The sequence below is a fragment of the Pseudoteredinibacter isoporae genome, from assembly GCF_040372805.1.
GTDB lineage: Bacteria > Pseudomonadota > Gammaproteobacteria > Pseudomonadales > Cellvibrionaceae > Pseudoteredinibacter > Pseudoteredinibacter isoporae_A.
Genome location: NZ_BAABWJ010000003.1, coordinates 316,519 through 333,901 on the forward strand (window position 1 = coordinate 316,519; position 17,383 = coordinate 333,901).

A 17,383-nucleotide genomic window follows, 5' to 3' on the forward strand; every position below is an offset into this window, starting at 1 on the left:
ATGAACAAAAGCCTTTTACTTGCGGCCATCACCCTAGCGGTAGGCTTTGGACTCGGCCAATATCTGGCCAAGGACAACGCTCCAGTTATTAAAGCCAACAAACCCGACAAAAGTTTCGCCGGTGGATACGAAGCCAAACAAGACGATGCGCTGAAGAGCAATGCCGATATCGTCTTGCCAGGAAGCGGGGACACAATCACCGTTAATCCAGGCGAAAAGATTCAGGATGCCGTTATTGCCGCTAAACCCGGCGACACCATCATGGTGATGCCCGGCAAATACGAAGAAACCATTTATATTGATAAAGACAGCATTCGCCTGATCGGTGTGATTCAAGAAGGCCAACGTGCCGAACTGAACGGCCGAGGAGAGTTGAATGATGCCATCTTGTACTCTGGGAATAACATTACCGTTGAAAACTTCCTGATCACAAAATACAAAGGCAACGGCATTATGGGCCAGGCTGGGAATAATTTTGAGATTCGTGGCAACGTCATCGTTGATACCGGTGTGTATGGAATTTTCCCGCAACTGGGTAAGAACGGCATTGTGTCCCACAATATCATTTCAGGTATCGAAGACGCCGCCATCTATGTCGGTATGAGTGACAATGTTCACGTCGCACACAATGAAGTCTTCGATTCTGTTGCGGGCATTGAAATTGAAAACAGTCGCCACTGTATTGTTGAAAACAACTATGTGCACAATAATACCGGCGGCATTCTGGCTTTCATCACACCGGGTCTACCGATTAAAACCACTTTCGATGTGATCATCCGCAATAACTTTGTCGTGGGTAACAACCACAAAAACTTTGGTGCACCGGGCTCCACTGTTGCTGGTATTCCACCAGGCACGGGTATTTTGGTTATGGCCGCCGATGAGGTGGTAATTGAAAACAATATCATCAGCGACCACAAAACCGCAGGCATCATGATCACTGATCATTACAATGCCCCGAACACCACCATCGATGAAGGCTCAGATCCCTACCCTGATCAGGTGGCTATTCTGGACAACCTCATGCTCCGCAACGGTTATGACACCATCGATGAAGTCAAAGCCCTGATGTTGACTGAGTTGAAAACAGGTAACCCAGATATTGTGCGCGCCGGTAAAAGTAATGACAGCTGTATTTATAACCGTCATCGTTACATTACCGTAGGTGTGAACGACTTTAAAGATTGTGAATTTAACAATACGAAAGACGTCGTAACCTACACACTGGATGAGCCGGTTCCACCGAGAGAGATCACTGCAGAAAACAAGGGCAAAATCGCCTACCTCGGTATTTGCACGGGCTGCCACAGCTACACAGGCCGTATCGTTGGCCCACCCGTTCAATTGATTCAAGCGCTGTACATGGATAACCCTCAAGGCTTAGCTGATTACATTGCAGCGCCAGTGAAGAAGCGTGATGATTACCCGGAAATGCCTCCACAGAATTATCTGGATGAAGACACGCGTCTGGCCGTCGCCGAATACATGCTCAGCCGTACTAACTGATCACTCTGAGAGTAGAAACAAAAAAAGGGCCGAGTTCTCACTCGGCCCTTTTTTCTTGTCTGGCGACAATACCAATTAATCGGGCAGTGTGACATTGAGCTCCAGAATAGAGCACTCATCATTATTGTCCAGATTCACTTTCACCTGCTCATCATCGATTTCTACGTATTTACGAATGACGGCAAGAATCTCCTGCTGCATTTTTTCGATGTATTCAGGTTGCTCGCGTTTGTTGCGTTCGTGAGCAACAATAATTTGCAAGCGTTCCTTCGCAACGGATGCCGAGCTGGTTTTCTTCTGAGACCTGAAATAACTAAAAATACTCATCTTAGGCTCCCATTAAACGCTTGAAGAATCCTTTCTTCTCAACATCCAGGAAACGGTGCTCTATTTCCTCACCAAACAAGCGACCAACAGCATCTGTGTACGCTTGCCCGGAGTTGGAATCGGCGTCCAGAATCACAGGGCTACCCTGGTTAGAGGCTTTCAATACCGCTTCGCTTTCAGGGATCACACCGAGAAGATCGATAGCCAAGATCTCTTTTACATCTTCGACGCTGAGCATTTCACCTTCGACGACTCGCTCAGGGTTGTAACGGGTGACCAGCAACTTCTCTTCGACCACTTCGCCTTTTTCCGCTTTACGGGATTTGCTCTGCAAAATACCCAGAATGCGGTCTGAATCGCGTACGGAAGACACTTCAGGGTTGGTAACAACAATCGCCATATCGGCAAAGTACAACGCCATTTGGGCACCGCGTTCGATACCAGCAGGGGAGTCACAAACAATAAAGTCGAAATCTTCACTGAGTTCATCAAGAACTTTTTCAACGCCTTCTTGAGTTAGAGCATCTTTGTCGCGAGTCTGTGAGGCCGGCAGGATATACAGATTGTCAACGCGTTTATCTTTAATCAAGGTTTGCTTCAAGTTAGCTTCACCATTGATGACGTTAACAAAATCGTAAACCACACGACGCTCACAGCCCATAATCAAATCAAGATTACGCAGGCCTACATCAAAATCGATAATAACGGTTTTGTGGCCGCGTTGTGCAAGGCCCGTTCCGATGGAAGCACTGGTGGTGGTTTTGCCCACACCGCCTTTTCCTGAAGTTACTACGATAATTTTTGCCACTCGTTCACCTACTTGTCATTGATCTGAGCGATGGTCAATCGCTCGTCTTTTAATTGAATATGAGCTGCCTGCTTCCAGGCTTTATCTTTCAACTCATCACTTAAAATAAAAATGCCTGCGACGGACACCAGCTCGGCTTCCAGTTGCTGACAAAAAATACGGGCATTGCTGTCCCCTTTCACTCCGGCCAACGCTCGACCACGCAGAGGGGCATAAATATGAATATTGCCATCCGCCAGCACTTCGGCCCCTTCACTGACCTGCGCCAACACGATTAGATCACAGCCTTCGGCGTAGATTTGCTGACCACCACGTACAGGACGCTCGATAATTTTGGCCTTGCGGTGAACCAGTTTTTCCTGGATTTCCACTCGGGTTTCAATCACCGTTTTTACCTGCACCTCACGGGACTCAGAAACATCTGTCTCGCTTTCTGCCGGCGTATCGAGAGGCATTTCCACTTGTTCGCCATCTCCCGAGGGCGTTACATCAGCGACGGGCGTATTATCTTCTTCATGCGCCTGAACAGACCCTGAGCGCGCAGCCCCTGGCAAGGCCGGTAAACCCGTTGTTCTTACCGAATCCAACAGGGTCTCGCCGACCGAACGAAATGCCATCGGGTGCAAACCCGCCTCAAAGCAATCGGCAATAAGAGGTTTGAAATCCACCGGGGTATTTTCCGAGGTGAATTTTTCAAGACTGATCACCACCGCTGAATCCGCAAATAATTGTGGAGCCTGCGATACTTTGTCCTGCAATTGGGATAAAAATTCCGTGGAGGGATACTGCTTCACCTCCAACACAATGGAGGTGATATTGCTTCCTTTCAGTTGGAAGCATACTTCAGATGAACTCATTATTGCCAAAGGGCCTTATATAAAAACTCGCCAAAGTGCCTAGTTTACCGCCTTTGTGAGGAAAAGGTAGGGATAAATAGTGGGCAAGCTGACCGCCACCCAAAACGCTTAATTTTCAACCAAATCAAGATGGGTTTTATTTTCCGCCCGCAACATCAATAAAGCTTCCAGTGACAAATGACGCTTCCTCCGACAATAGCCAAGCAATGGCATGTGCGACCTCTTCCGGCTGCCCTCCACGCTGCAAGGGGATCTGATTTGCCAGACGATCAACCCGATCAGGCTCGCCACCATCGGCGTGCATCTGGGTATAAATCAACCCTGGGCGCACGCCGTTAACTCGAATATTCTTGGCAGCCAGCTCTTTGGCTAGACCTACGGTCATCGTATCCAACGCACCTTTCGAGGCCGCGTAGTCAATATATTCAAAAGGTGAACCCGTTACCGCCGCCAGGGAGGACACGTTCACAATTGCAGAGCCTGATTCCATACGAGTAATCGCTTCCTGCAAACAGTAAAAGCTGCCCAGCACATTGGTATCCAAAATACGTCTGAAGCGTTCAGCTTCAATATCGTCAAAACGGCATTGCGCAAACAGAATCCCCGCATTGTTCACCAGATGCGTGAGCTGGCCATAGGCCTGATCGATGGTTTCAAACATACGCCGCACCTGAGACTGATCGGCGATATCAGCCTGAACGGTGTGCGCCTCTCCACCCTGCGAGAGAATGTTTTCCTTCAGCGTTTCAGCACTTGCACTGTCTTGGCGATAGTTAATCAACACCTTATAGCCCAAGCTGGCTAAATGCTTTGCGGTCGCTGCACCGATGCCTCGGCCGGCACCCGTGATTAAAACCCATTTTTTCATCGTCACTGCATCCTCAGTCGCAGATATTTTCCAGGCATAAAAAAACCCGCTTGCGCGGGCTTTTTGGGTTAGGCTTCCGGGTTGCCGTAGCTCATCAAACGCTCATAGCGTTTTTCCAGAAGCTCTTCGATGGGTACCTCAGCAAGGCGATCCACCTGTTCCACCAGATGCGTTTTTAAGCTCGCCGCCATCGTATCGATATCGCGGTGGGCGCCACCCAATGGCTCAGGAATGGTCGTATCCACAATGCCCAGGTTTTCCAGATTGTCGGAGGTCACCCCCATGGCTTCAGCCGCCAAGGGCGCTTTCTCAACGGTCTTCCAGATAATGTTGGCACAACCTTCCGGAGAAATCACAAAGTAGGTGGAGTACTGCAACATGTTGAGCTGATCGCCCACTCCGATTGCCAACGCTCCACCGGAAGACCCTTCACCAATCACGGTGCAGATAATCGGCGTACGCAGGCGAGACATCACGGCCAAATTCTGAGCGATGGCTTCCGAAATTCCACGCTCTTCAGAATCGATACCCGGATAAGCCCCGGGGGTGTCGATCAAGGTCAGTACCGGCATTTTGAAACGTTCGGCCATTTCCATCAAACGCAGGGCTTTGCGATACCCCTCCGGACGAGGCATACCAAAGTTACGGCTTACCTTTTCTGTGACACTGCGGCCTTTTTCTTCACCAATTACCATAACTGGCTTGCCTTCCAGACGGGCAACACCACCAATGATGGCTTTGTCATCACCGAAGTGACGATCACCGTGCAGCTCATCCCAGTCATCAAAGATACGAGCAATGTAATCTGAACTGTAAGGACGCTGCGGATGACGGGCGACCTTAACAATGTCCCAAGGACTCAAATTGGAATACAGACTCTCGGTCAGCTTGTTGCTCTTTTCACGGAGCTTGCTGATTTCTTCAGTAATATTGAGATCATTATCCGCACTGACCAACTGAAGCTCTTCAATCTTGGCTTCCAGGTCGGCAATGGGCTGCTCAAAATCCAGGTAATTTGGGTTCATAGGTGCTTGGGCGCCTTTGTTCTTTAATGGGGATCCGAACGGAGAGGTGTACAAAAAACCAGCAAATATTCAGCGCCTGTACAGCTAGCTTAAGCGCGCAAATGCCGGTGACTCCGCTACCATTTAAATAGGCGTAACGATACGCGAAAGCGCACTCCGAGTCGACTATAAATCAGCCTTGGGGGACGGACAAACTCGCCACTTAAGGCGACAATTTGCCCGGTCTGATCCTGCTCTCGCCCGACCTATCCTCAATAAACCAGGCTGACTCGTTCACTCCCCAGACTCGCCTTCAGCTCATCAATCAATTCGTCATTGGGTGCAACCCGCCAACGTGGCCCCAGAACCAGTTCGGCTTGTGCATCCTGACGGCTGTATTCCACCAGAAGCGGGCAACCTTGCTCATTCAGGTGGGGATTGAATACGCCAGCAAGTTGGGCCATAAAATCCTTTGGCAGGCTGATATTGTCGATTTGCAGTTTCAAACCACGGGCTCGTTGTTGACGCGCCTGGGTCAAGCTCGATACCGCATCTGTGCTCATCTTCAAGCCACCGGAGTAATCATCGTGACTGACCTTCCCGGTGAGAATAAGCAAATTGTCTTTGGCCAGCAGGTCTTTGAATTTCTCAAAAGCTTCCGGGAAGATGGCCACATCGATTCGCCCGGTGCGGTCATCCAGCGACACAATGGCCATAGAGGCCCCTTTCTTGGTTTTCATTACGCGCATATCTACCACCAAGCCACCCACTTGCTGGGATTCTTTGTCGGCACGTAATTCGCTGATGCGTGAGCTTACCAAGTGTTTCATCTCAGCGTGGTATTCATCGATCGGGTGACCGGTGAGATACAACCCCAGAGTCGAACGCTCACCTTCAAGACGCTCTTTCAAACTCCAACGGCGGGTGCGCTCAACAAATTCTTCATAGACATCACCCGCTGATGCCTGCGGCACGACTTCACCAAATAAATCCACCATACCGGCATTTGCATTCGCCGTGGCTTGTTCGGCGGCCTTTACAGCTTCAGGAATCGCATCCATCAAAATAGCACGAGACAAATCCAAATCATTTTGCGGGCCAATGCTGTCCAAAGCACCACAACTGACCAGCGCCTCTAAAGCCCGCTTGTTCACCTTGCGGGAGTCCACTCGAGCACAGAAGTCGAACAAATCCGTAAAGGGACCTTCCTCGCGAGCTTTTAAAATCGCTTCCACCGGGCCTTCACCTAAACCTTTAATGGCCCCCAGGCCGTAAACCACAGCATCTTCATCGTTAACCGAAAACTGAAACTCACCCAGATTGACATCGGGAGGCAGAAGCTTCAGTTTCATCTCCCGACACTCTTCGATAAAGGTCACTACCTTTTCAGTTTTATCCATATCCGACGACATAGTCGCCGCCATAAACTGGGCAGGATAATGAGCCTTCAGCCAGGCCGTTTGATAGGACACCACCGCGTAAGCGGCTGAGTGGGATTTGTTAAATCCGTAACCGGCGAACTTTTCCACCAAGTCGAAAATTTTCATCGCCAAGGTGCCATCGATACCTTGGCTGATCGCACCGGCTTCAAAGGTTGAACGCTGCTTCGCCATTTCTTCGGGTTTTTTCTTACCCATCGCTCGACGCAGCATGTCTGCGCCACCGAGGGTATAACCCGCCAACTCCTGGGCGATCTGCATAACCTGTTCCTGGTATACGATAACTCCGTAAGTCGGTTTCAGGATTGGTTCCAGCTTCTCATGCTGATATTTGGCATCCGGATAAGCCACTTCGGCACGCCCGTGTTTACGGTTTACAAAGTCGTCTACCATGCCCGAATCCAGAGGTCCCGGACGGAACAGCGCCACCAATGCGATCATGTCTTCAATATTATCGGGCTGAAGACGCTTGATCAGATCCTTCATGCCTCGGGATTCCAGCTGAAACACCGCCGTGGTTTCGGCTTTTTTCAGCAGTTTAAAGGTGTCATCGTCATCCAGCGGAATGGCCGCGATATCAAGCTCCGGCTCGCCTTTGGCCAGCAGTCGCTTGTCGATCATTTTTTTCGCCCAGTCGATGATGGTCAAGGTACGCAGACCCAGGAAGTCGAACTTCACCAAGCCCGCAGATTCCACATCGTTTTTATCGTACTGGGTCACCAGACCGGCACCGCTTTCATCACAATACAGCGGAGCGAAATCGGTCAGCTTGGTCGGTGCGATAACCACACCCCCGGCATGTTTACCCACGTTTCGGGCCACACCTTCGAGTTGCTTCGCCATATCCCAGATTTCCTGGCCGTCAGCATCGTCAGCCAGAAATTCACGCAGAGCTTCCTCACCATCGTAGGCTTTGGCAAGTGTCATGCCCGGGTCGGCGGGAATCAATTTCGATAATTTATCGGCTAAACCATATGACTTGCCTTGCGCGCGAGCCACATCGCGCACCACCGCCTTCGCCGCCATGGTACCGAAGGTGATAATCTGGCTAACCGCGTCACGACCGTAGGTGTCGGCCACATAGCTGATCACCTGGTCGCGATTATCCATACAGAAATCAACGTCGAAGTCGGGCATGGAAACCCGCTCCGGGTTCAGGAATCGCTCGAAGAGCAAATCGTATTCCAGAGGATCAAGATCGGTAATTTTCTGGGCATACGCCACCAAAGATCCCGCACCGGAACCCCGCCCCGGGCCGACCGGGATATCGTGATCTTTGGCCCACTGAATAAAGTCCATCACGATCAGGAAGTAACCTGGGAACCCCATCTGCATGATGATATCGAGTTCAAACTGCAGGCGGTCGGTATATTCTTTTAAACGCGCTTGGTAATCCGCCGCGTGGGTATCCGGCAGAATAATGTCCAGGCGCTCAAACAAGCCTTCATAGGAAATTTTCTGGAAGAACACATTGGTTTGCAGCATCGCCGCGTAATCGTCTTCTTGCTCCCGGCCTTCCCATTTTTCCAACATGGCTTTGGCAGCCCACTGCTGCAACGTGTCATAGGGGATGCGCTCTTTAAAGAAGGGATCGGATTCAAAATCGTCGGGAATCGGATAATCCGGCAAGTAATAGGTGCCCAACTCGATATCCACACTGCAGCGCTTGGCAATCTCGACAGAGTTTCGCAACGCTTCCGGAATATCGCTGAACAGTTCTTCCATCTCGGCGGGGCTACGCAGATACTGCTGATCGGAATATTTCCGCTCGCGACGCTTGTCATCAAGCGCCATCCCTTCACCAATACAGACGCGGGCTTCGTGTACCTCAAATTCATCGGCACCTAAAAAGCGGACATCATTGGTTGCCACCACCGGGCATTGGGCCGCGGTCGCCAGATCAATAGCCGAGTGTAAATAATCTTCTTCGTTTTCCCTTCCTGTGCGTTGCAATTCGAGGTAAAAACGATCGGGAAACTCCTGCATCCAGCGTTGCAAAGAAGCTTCTGCCAGGGCTCGACGTCCAGCAAGCAGAGACAAGCCGATATCACCGACACGACCACCGGACAGCGCGATAATGTCATCGCTTTTTTCTCGCAACCAATCGCGCTTCAAGTAGGGGTGCGCATGCACCTGCCCCTCTTGGTAAGCTCGCGAGATCAATTCAGTAATATTGCGATACCCTTTTGGCCCCATCGCCAACAAGGTCAGCAAGGTCGGCTTGCCTTCACTGTCCTCCGGCGCCACCCAAAAGTCCGCTCCGGCAATGGGTTTTACACCCGCCCCATGACAAGCGTTGTAAAATTTGATTAAACCGTAGAAGTTACAGTGATCCGTCACAGCGACGGCGGGCATCCCCATTTCGGCGACTTTCGCCACCAGAGGTTTGATGCGAACAATACTGTCGACCAGTGAGTATTCGGTATGTAATCTTAAGTGGATAAATGAGCTTGTCATCGAAAGGCTTAGTGTCGGAAAAAACAATATTGTAGGGTGCCGAGGTAGGCTCGTCTAGCGAACATTTCACCCAGGTAAAACACCGAGACAATAATTCAGGCTCTACACAAACTGCCTAAAAATCAGCGGCTTAGTCTATGCCACCCGGCCCCTGTCGTTCACTTCTTGACCAGCACCTCTGTTGGGCGTAGGGTTCAATTTCACCCATGCCAGAATTCGCCCATGACCCAGCTTTCCAATAGAGATGTAGATTCTATAATCCAGCTCTGTGATATTGCTTCCGACAGCCGCAAGGAACCCCAGCTGCCAGACCGTTTCTTTCAACGTATCACCCAACTGTTTGAATCTCGAAGTGCGGTCTACTATTGCATGGGAGACGACGTCGCCGGACAAGGTGTCTGGGATGGACTAGGGTACGAGCTTAACCCCCAGTGCGTGACAGCGTATGAGCAGAACTATCGCCAATATGATCCCTGCTACCTTGCTCTCACACAAAAAGCCCGGCAAGGCGAAGCCCTCATCGTATCAACCGACGAAGTCATCAGCTCCCGCCACCATTACATTAACAGTGAGTATTACAACGATTTTTTGAAACCCCAGGGCATTGATCGCAGCTTAATTTTTGGCATTCAGGATTCGGAAGGCACACTCGGTCTGGTAGGTTTCCATCGTCAAGGTGGTAGCCAACCCTATCAACCAAAACACTACCTAATGGCCCGCCTGCTTTCTACTCAACTGGCACAAGTCATGAGGCGCCAACGGCTTGAAGAGGATCTGGCATCTCAGCAGCAACAAAGCCACTTTTTAATGCGCCAAGCCTCCGTTGACGCCTGCCTGACCATTGACCAAGACGGCCTGATTCATGCCATCTTTGGTACGCCGGCAAACCTCTCGGATTGGCAGGCAGGTAATTCAATTGTGGGGGATTCCGTTAAAGAATGGCTTCACCCGGACGCCTGCCACCATATCGAAACCGTCCTGTCTCCCACAACACAGTCGATGCAAGCCCCCAAACCGCAAGCCGTCTTCGACAACCTATCGCAAAACCATGGATTGCGAATTCGGCCATTCAAAAATCAACGAGGCGAACAGCGCTTCCACTTGCTGTTTCTGAAGAAAACCGCCAGCCTGCTTTCCCAGGCGAGACTAGAAGAATTTTCTCTCACCCCTCGGGAACAAGACGTGGTTCAAAAAATCAGTCAGGGTTACACCACCGCTCAATGCGCCAAAGCCCTCGACATCAGCCCCAAAACCGTCGAAAGGCATTTGGGGCATATTTATCAGAAAACTATGGTCAGTAATCGTGCTGAGCTGATCAAACAACTGTCCCACTAGCACCTTCTCCCTATGGGGGGTTTCCCCCATGCCAATCGGCGTACCCAAGCGTTATTCTGGCAAAAAAGAATAATCATTGAGGATAAGCCATGAAACACATGAAAACCCCCATCGCCGCCTTCATCCTGCTGCACCATGCCACTGTGGCTATCGCCGAAAGCACTTTGGAAGAAGTGGTCGTCACGGCCACCAAACGAGCCGAGTCCACTCAGTCGATTGCATTGAGCGTATCCGCCATATCCGGAGACGATTTGAAAGCGCGCGGCGCCACTGAGTTTTTTGACTACGCCAATACCATTCCCAATCTGTCATTCGGTGCCGCCACCGATGGTGTCTTGTCCAATCGCTCAATTTCTTTACGTGGTATTCAGGGCAGAAACACCACCGGCTTTTACATTGACGACACGCCCATCAGTGAAACCATTGACCCTCGCATTCTGGAATTGGAGCGAATTGAAGTGTTACGCGGCCCAAGCGGCACACTCTACGGTGGCCGCTCACTGGGCGGCACGATTCGCCAAATTACCAAAGCACCGGAGTTTGATAACCTCAGCGGCAACCTGAAAGCGTCTTTGTCCAGTACCGACGAATCCGATGATTTAAACCATCAACTTTACGGCTCAATTAATCTGCCTTTCAGTGAACAAGCTGCCGGGATTTTTTCGATCCTGTATGAACAGGAAGCTGGAGTATTTGATCGTCATGTGGGTGAAATCAGCAATCACTTGAACAGCCCGGCAACCTTAAACGGCCCGGCCGGGACGACACTGAATGATGTCGACAGCAAAGATACCCTGGCGCTGCAAGCGTCACTGCTGTTTGAGCCCAGCGATGCTCTGTCTATTGCACCGAGAATTATGTACCAAAAAACCGAACTCGACGGCTTCCCTCTCGCTGACATCCAACCGGGAAATTTTCAACAGAATCGGGATTTCAATTCTGAGGAAGGAGGTGAAGATGAATGGAAGTTGGTGAATTTGAATGTCAATTATCAAACCGCAGCGGGCACCTTCACCTCAGCCAGTTCTTATTTTGAAAGAGACACCTTTGAATTCGAAGACAGCGCGTCATTCATTAACTTCCTGCAGGCTTTGCCATCATCGGCAGGCGGTTTTGGTTTATTCGATGTCATTGGTGTACGTCCTGTACCCTCGCCTATCTTTCAAACCTTGAGTTTTGAGAGCACGACCCAGGAACTGCGTTTCAGCTCGGAACTCGATGGTGCCATCAATTTTGTTATCGGCGCTTTTTATCAGAACACGGAAGAACTTGAAGCCTTTCAGCCGAGAAACTTTGCAACCGGCCTTGGGAATAACTTCGCACTCCTTCAGGAAACACTCGGTATTCCCGGTCCTCTGGAAGCCATATGGCCGTTTGGGGATTTGGTGTTTACCTCGTCAAGGCCTTCCGAAGTAACCGAAAAAGGTGTATTCGGAGAAATGAATTACGATGTTAACGACAAGCTGTCTGTCATTCTCGGTGCCCGTTGGTACGATACCGAAGTAAATTTCAGCGAGACACAAGCCGGGCTGGCCGCTGGCGTGCCGCTCGCCAACGATCAAAACCTCAATACCGTTGAGGCCACGGTGGGCTCACAAAACGAGGATGGATTCATATTCAAAGCGGCCATCGAATACCAGGCTACTGATGATCTGTTCTATTATGCGTCGGTAGCCGAAGGCTTCCGGATTGGCGGTGCAAACGGCAGCATTCCAAACTCACTCGGCTGCCCCGAAGATCTTCAGGAGTTAGGACTTGCAGGCACAGACACATCAAGTTTCAACTCAGATGATCTAACCAGTTACGAAGCAGGCATGAAGGCCGATCTCAACGATTTCAATCGCCTGAATGCCACTTTGTTTTATATCGATTTCCAAGGCATACAACAGAGCGTTCAACTCGCCTGCGGTTTTCAATTCATCGGTAATTTTGGTGCGGCCAGAAGCATGGGTGCTGAACTTGAATACACCGTACAGGCCAGCGATGAATTGCAGTTCATTTTAAATGCCGGATACACCGATGCTGAGTTCACCGAAACATTGGCCGGCATCAATCAGAAAGGCGATCCTCTGCAATTTGTTCCGGACATTACTGCCGCCTTGAGTGCCGATTATTATCAGGCCGACGCATTTGATGGCTGGGATTTTTTCCTCCGTGCCGATGTGAGCTACGTTGGGGAAAGCACCAGCCGGGTGAATTCAGCCACGCGGGTTCGTGATGCTTACGAACAGATCAATCTTCGCGTTGGTATTCGTGATGAACGTTACCGCCTGACGTTGTTTGCCAACAATCTGAGCAATGAAATCGCAAACCTAGCAGACAATCGCTCGCTCGCAGCGGAAACACCCGGGCGCCCGCGATTTGTTGTCAGCCGCCCACGAACACTGGGCCTGGAATTCGCGTTGGAGTTTTAAACATGACGGAACAGCATTCGCGAATTCAGCTGAGAGATGGCAATACACTGTATACCCATAGGTTCGGCCCCATTGACGATTCCAAACCGACAATCGTCCTGGTACCCGGTTGGGCGTATAGCTGCGAAGTATTTCAACCGCTGCAGGCCATGCTGGGAGAAAACTACGACACGGTGAGTTTTGATCCAAGAGGTCACGGCCGCTCCAGTAATGATAGAACCGGCCACACTTACGCCCAACATGGGCGTGATCTGGCCGAACTCATTGAGCAATTGGGTTTACAACGCATCGTGTTACTGGGCTGGTCACTCGGGTGTTATGACTGTCTCTGTTATCTGCACCAATCTGAAATCCACCCCGCCGGCAGTCAGGTTGAGGCCCTCATATTGGCCGACGAATCGCCCACTATCATCAAAGAAAAAAGCAGTGACTGGGGAGAAGGCGATACGGAAGAGGTCGAGGGACTGATTGAATTAGTGAACAGCAACGCCTATCTCGACTTTTTTTCGGACTATATGAAAGAAGGCTATGTAGACTCTCAACCGAGTGAGTCTTTGTTAACGCTGTATCGAAAATTGGCAGCCCAGTTGCTGCCAGAAGACGCATCGCAGTTGCTGAATGATGCCACTCGATACGATTTTCGAGAGGCGCTTGAACAACTGGATTCACACATTGCTCTGCAGTTTATCGTCCGAGAGCATTGGGCGAAGGAGGCGCAACAGTGGGTTTCGGAACACTGCCCGAACTCGGACTTTCAGGTATTGGGTGGGCATCTGGCACTGCTGGAAATGCCCGAGCAGTTTCACAGCATCACTTCGGTTTTTCTGTCCCAGCTCTCCTCAAGGTGAACCGAAGCCTGTGATTGGCGCGGCCACTATCAGCCGCGCATTTTTAACGTGCCAGGGATTTACGCATTTGCCTTGGCAAAATCCAGCATGCGTTGCAGTGGTTTCATGGCGGCAGGAATCAACGCTTCATCCACAAAGATTTCATTTTCTGGCTTGTCAAAGACGGAGGCCAGTGATTCCAACTCATTCATTGCCATCCATGGACAATTCGCGCAACTGCGACAGGTCGCACCTGAGCCTGCTGTTGGAGCAATATAAAACGCCTTTTCAGGACTCAGTTGCTGCATCTTGTAAAAGATGCCTTGATCCGTGGCGACGATAAACTGCTTGTTTGGCAGCGTTTGCGAAGCATTGATCAGCTGCGACGTCGAACCGGCAACATCAGCCAGCTCCACAACCGCTTTCGGGGATTCAGGGTGCACCAGTACCGCCGCTTCAGGATACAGAGCTTTCAGATCTTGAATACCTTTAGCCTTGAACTCTTCGTGCACAATACAAGCACTGTCCCACAGAATGATGTCGGCACCGGTTTGATCCGCAACATAGGTACCTAAATGCTTATCCGGTGCCCAGATGATTTTCTCACCCTCAGCATCCAGATGATCAACAACATCCAAGGCTATCGACGAGGTAACAACCCAATCGGCACGCGCTTTCACGGCTGCTGAAGTATTGGCGTACACAACCACCGTGCGATCAGGGTGCTGATCACAGAATTCGGAAAACTCATCAATCGGACACCCCAGATCCAGCGAACAGGTTGCTTCTAGATTCGGCATTAAGACGCGCTTGTGGGGCGTGAGGATTTTTGCCGTCTCACCCATAAACTTAACGCCAGCCACAATCAGAGTGTCAGCATCATGGTCGCGACCAAAACGGGCCATCTCCAGAGAATCCGATACACAGCCGCCAGTTTCCTCCGCCAGGGCCTGCACTATTGGGTCGGTATAATAGTGGGCCACCAGAACCGCATTGTGCTCCTTTAGCTTGGCTTTGATTTTGTCTTTATAGGCCGCTTGCTGCTCGGGAGTGAACTTTGGGGTCTGGCTGAGGTTGGCGATATGGTCTTTTACTAAGTCATAGACATCTTTTGAATGTCTATCGCTCACAATGGTCATGCATTTATCCAACTGGCTAATCGGAGGGCGATTCTACCATAAATCACCTAAAGCCCAGCAAAACTGTCTGACTTCGAAGTGGAAGAATCCCAAAGCCATATGTACCAAAGCCCAGGAAAATAGCGTGCGCTTACAAACTTAAAGCTTTAAGCGCCAGTTTTCGCGTCTAACCAGGACAAAATGTCGCGATAAACCTGCTCAGAATTGGTTTCATTGAGCATTTCATGGCGCCCACCACGATAGAGGGTATAGTCCGGTTCAAGTCCATGCTGTTCGTAGGCTAGGCGCATCGTCCGCAAGTTACTCGTGTCTTCATGAACCGGATCGGCACTGCCCGATAAGATCAGCATCGCCATATCTCTGGGAATAGCACTCACCGCCTCCGCTTTCTGCCCTTCCAGCAGACCATTGAAGAAGTCCGCCATGCTGCCATTGCTCAACACAAAACCACAAGCCGGATCGTCCATATAGGCCTGCACCTGCTCAGCGTCTCGGCTGAGCCATTCATAACCAGTTTCGCCATCCTTCTTAAAGGCTTTGTTATTGCCATCGAAAACCAGGGCTTTCAGCAAGCCACTGTAGCCAGCCTCGGTGCGACGCCAGCTTTCAAAACGTGAAACGGTCCGTCCGAGCTTGGCCAAAAACGGGCTGACAAAACCCGGCGAGCCGGACAGAATGACCCCATCGTAGGGCGTCTCGATATCGGTAATCAGCTGCTGAGAAAGCACGGCTCCCATACTGTGACCAAACAGAAACAGAGGCAGGCTCGGATTTTGCTCTCGTGCGAGCTCAGCCACTTCGGCCATATCGTCAAGACAGCCTTCCCACCCCTTTCGCCCCATATGGCCATAGCTGCTCGGAATGGAACTCTTCCCGTGGCCGCGGTGATCAGCGCCGTACACACTATAACCATGCGCGTTGAGAAAACGGGCAAAGGTATCGTAGCGAGCAATATGCTCACCCATACCATGGGCCAGCTGAACCAACGCTTTGGGCGCATCGATACGCCAGCTGCAACGGTAAAGCTTGTCGCCGGGGATTTCCTTTTGCCATTCTTCGAAATGAGTAGCTTGGCTCACAGATCTGCCTTTTATTGTGATTACGGACGAATTTAAGAGGCTTACTATAAAGGGCTGTTGCAAACGGGGGAAGTGGGGAATTCTCGATATCGGCTTTCGATGATGGTGAGTCGGAATGACATCGCTTTGAACCAAGACCCGAAGTTTTGGCTGGAGAGAATCACTGGGCAACCCAAGCCAACGGAAACGGTGCTCTGCGCAAAAGATCTATAGGGAATTGACCGCGTTCCCAAATCAACGCTTTGAAACAGCACCCACCATATACGAAAAAAGCCACCCAATTGGGTGGCTTTTTTCGTATATGGTGGGTCGTACTGGATTCGAACCAGTGACCAATTGGTTAAAAGCCAACTGCTCTACCAACTGAGCTAACGACCCGTAAACTCGTGGTATATATGTTCTGTTTGATTCAAAGCCGCTCAGTTAAAACTTCAAATCTGAATATGGTGGGTCGTACTGGATTCGAACCAGTGACCAATTGGTTAAAAGCCAACTGCTCTACCAACTGAGCTAACGACCCAAAAGAGGCGCATATCTTAATGATTTAATGGCAAAAGACAAGGCCTTTTTTTGAGAAATACGAGATTTTTTTCACCACAAAACAACTGCTTATACAAAATCTCGCCTCTAGGCCTGATAGAGCGTCGCGTCATCAACGCCGGCGTCGGTAAAGCCCTGCCGACGAAGCCGGCAACTGTCACATACTCCGCAAGCGTGACCCTGCTCATCGGCCTGGTAACAGGACACTGTAGAACGATAATCCACGCCCAGGGTAGTACCCTGTTGAATGATTTCAGCCTTGGTCAGTTCCAACAGTGGCGTTTGGATGCGTACCTGCTGCCCTTCGACGGCTGCTTTGGTTGCCAGGTTAGCCATGGTTTCAAAAGCCTGAATATATTCCCCACGGCAATCCGGGTAGCCTGAATAGTCAACCGCGTTCACGCCAATGAAAATATCCTGGGCACCCAGCACCTCGGCCCAGCCTAACGCAATAGATAGAAACACGGTGTTGCGGGCCGGCACATAGGTCACCGGAATCCCCTCGCTTTCATCCTCGGGCACATCAATGGAAGTATCGGTTAACGCCGAGCCTCCAATCGTCCCCAAGTCCAGACTGACCACCTTGTGTTCTTCCGCACCCATCAATTGAGAAGTACGCTCAGCCGCCTGCAACTCAGCGCGGTGTCGCTGGCCATAATCAAAACTCAGGGTATAGCACGCATACCCTTGGCTTTTGGCGATTGCCAAAACCGTTGTGGAATCCAAACCACCGGATACGAGAATCACGGCTTTTTTCGTCGTCATAACAAACCTTAGTTCTTT

The 17,383-nt window shown here is 50.6% G+C and carries 13 protein-coding genes and 2 tRNA genes; 4 read left to right on the plus strand and 11 right to left on the minus strand.

Going from position 1 to position 17,383, the window contains the following annotated elements:
- Positions 1-1,506 (plus strand): parallel beta-helix domain-containing protein, encoded by a 1,506-nt coding sequence (locus ABWW03_RS09525; RefSeq protein ID WP_353407905.1) that lies wholly within the window; start codon positions 1-3, stop codon positions 1,504-1,506.
- A 75-nt stretch (positions 1,507-1,581) separates the two neighbouring features.
- Here the strand turns inward: ABWW03_RS09525 and minE are convergent, their stop codons facing one another.
- From minE to dnaE, 6 genes are all read right to left on the minus strand, one after another.
- Complete coding sequence (minE, locus tag ABWW03_RS09530; RefSeq protein WP_353407906.1) at positions 1,582-1,833, minus strand: cell division topological specificity factor MinE; 252 nt, start codon at positions 1,831-1,833, stop codon at positions 1,582-1,584.
- 1 nt (position 1,834) lies between these two features.
- On the minus strand, positions 1,835-2,641 hold the full coding sequence (gene minD / locus ABWW03_RS09535) for a septum site-determining protein MinD (protein WP_353407907.1): 807 nt from the start codon (positions 2,639-2,641) through the stop codon (positions 1,835-1,837).
- Positions 2,642-2,649: 8 nt separating this feature from the next.
- A complete protein-coding gene (minC, locus tag ABWW03_RS09540; protein WP_353407908.1) occupies positions 2,650-3,498 on the minus strand; it encodes a septum site-determining protein MinC in 849 nt (282 codons plus the stop codon).
- Positions 3,499-3,634: 136 nt separating this feature from the next.
- Positions 3,635-4,366: a glucose 1-dehydrogenase gene (locus ABWW03_RS09545; RefSeq protein ID WP_353407909.1), complete on the minus strand. Its 732-nt coding sequence runs from the start codon at positions 4,364-4,366 to the stop codon at positions 3,635-3,637.
- A 68-nt stretch (positions 4,367-4,434) separates the two neighbouring features.
- Entirely contained in the window at positions 4,435-5,391 is a 957-nt protein-coding gene (locus ABWW03_RS09550) for an acetyl-CoA carboxylase carboxyltransferase subunit alpha (protein ID WP_353407911.1), read from the minus strand.
- 251 nt (positions 5,392-5,642) lie between these two features.
- Entirely contained in the window at positions 5,643-9,266 is a 3,624-nt protein-coding gene (gene dnaE, locus ABWW03_RS09555; RefSeq protein ID WP_353407912.1) for a DNA polymerase III subunit alpha, read from the minus strand.
- Positions 9,267-9,488: 222 nt separating this feature from the next.
- Here dnaE and ABWW03_RS09560 point away from each other — a divergent pair, with 222 nt between their 5' ends.
- From ABWW03_RS09560 to ABWW03_RS09570, 3 genes are all read left to right on the plus strand, one after another.
- On the plus strand, positions 9,489-10,601 hold the full coding sequence (locus ABWW03_RS09560) for a helix-turn-helix transcriptional regulator (RefSeq protein WP_353407913.1): 1,113 nt from the start codon (positions 9,489-9,491) through the stop codon (positions 10,599-10,601).
- Between the two features lie 89 nt (positions 10,602-10,690).
- Entirely contained in the window at positions 10,691-13,015 is a 2,325-nt protein-coding gene (locus ABWW03_RS09565; RefSeq protein ID WP_353407914.1) for a TonB-dependent receptor, read from the plus strand.
- 2 nt (positions 13,016-13,017) lie between these two features.
- A complete protein-coding gene (locus ABWW03_RS09570; protein ID WP_353407915.1) occupies positions 13,018-13,863 on the plus strand; it encodes an alpha/beta fold hydrolase in 846 nt (281 codons plus the stop codon).
- Positions 13,864-13,922: 59 nt separating this feature from the next.
- Here ABWW03_RS09570 and nadA read toward each other — a convergent pair whose 3' ends face one another.
- The 5 genes from nadA to queC all read right to left on the minus strand — a co-directional run bounded on the left by nadA (position 13,923) and on the right by queC (position 17,365).
- Positions 13,923-14,981: a quinolinate synthase NadA gene (gene nadA, locus ABWW03_RS09575; protein WP_353407916.1), complete on the minus strand. Its 1,059-nt coding sequence runs from the start codon at positions 14,979-14,981 to the stop codon at positions 13,923-13,925.
- 146 nt (positions 14,982-15,127) lie between these two features.
- Complete coding sequence (locus ABWW03_RS09580) at positions 15,128-16,060, minus strand: alpha/beta fold hydrolase (protein ID WP_353407917.1); 933 nt, start codon at positions 16,058-16,060, stop codon at positions 15,128-15,130.
- Between the two features lie 302 nt (positions 16,061-16,362).
- Positions 16,363-16,438 (minus strand) — tRNA-Lys (locus ABWW03_RS09585).
- A gap of 66 nt (positions 16,439-16,504) precedes the next feature.
- Positions 16,505-16,580: transfer RNA gene (locus ABWW03_RS09590), tRNA-Lys, on the minus strand.
- A 107-nt stretch (positions 16,581-16,687) separates the two neighbouring features.
- Positions 16,688-17,365 carry a 7-cyano-7-deazaguanine synthase QueC gene (gene queC / locus ABWW03_RS09595; protein WP_353407918.1) on the minus strand — a complete coding sequence of 226 codons (678 nt, stop codon included), beginning with the start codon at positions 17,363-17,365 and terminating at the stop codon, positions 16,688-16,690.
- Between the last annotated feature and the right edge of the window lie 18 nt (positions 17,366-17,383).

Coding starts and splice junctions, on each gene's coding strand:
- ABWW03_RS09525 (WP_353407905.1), top strand. CDS start 1: ATGAACAAAAGCCTTTTACTTGCGGCCATCACCCTAGCGGTAGGCTTT.
- minE (WP_353407906.1), bottom strand. CDS start 1,833: ATGAGTATTTTTAGTTATTTCAGGTCTCAGAAGAAAACCAGCTCGGCA.
- minC (WP_353407908.1), bottom strand. CDS start 3,498: ATGAGTTCATCTGAAGTATGCTTCCAACTGAAAGGAAGCAATATCACC.
- ABWW03_RS09545 (WP_353407909.1), bottom strand. CDS start 4,366: ATGAAAAAATGGGTTTTAATCACGGGTGCCGGCCGAGGCATCGGTGCA.
- ABWW03_RS09550 (WP_353407911.1), bottom strand. CDS start 5,391: ATGAACCCAAATTACCTGGATTTTGAGCAGCCCATTGCCGACCTGGAA.
- dnaE (WP_353407912.1), bottom strand. CDS start 9,266: ATGACAAGCTCATTTATCCACTTAAGATTACATACCGAATACTCACTG.
- ABWW03_RS09560 (WP_353407913.1), top strand. CDS start 9,489: ATGACCCAGCTTTCCAATAGAGATGTAGATTCTATAATCCAGCTCTGT.
- ABWW03_RS09565 (WP_353407914.1), top strand. CDS start 10,691: ATGAAACACATGAAAACCCCCATCGCCGCCTTCATCCTGCTGCACCAT.
- ABWW03_RS09570 (WP_353407915.1), top strand. CDS start 13,018: ATGACGGAACAGCATTCGCGAATTCAGCTGAGAGATGGCAATACACTG.
- nadA (WP_353407916.1), bottom strand. CDS start 14,981: ATGACCATTGTGAGCGATAGACATTCAAAAGATGTCTATGACTTAGTA.
- queC (WP_353407918.1), bottom strand. CDS start 17,365: ATGACGACGAAAAAAGCCGTGATTCTCGTATCCGGTGGTTTGGATTCC.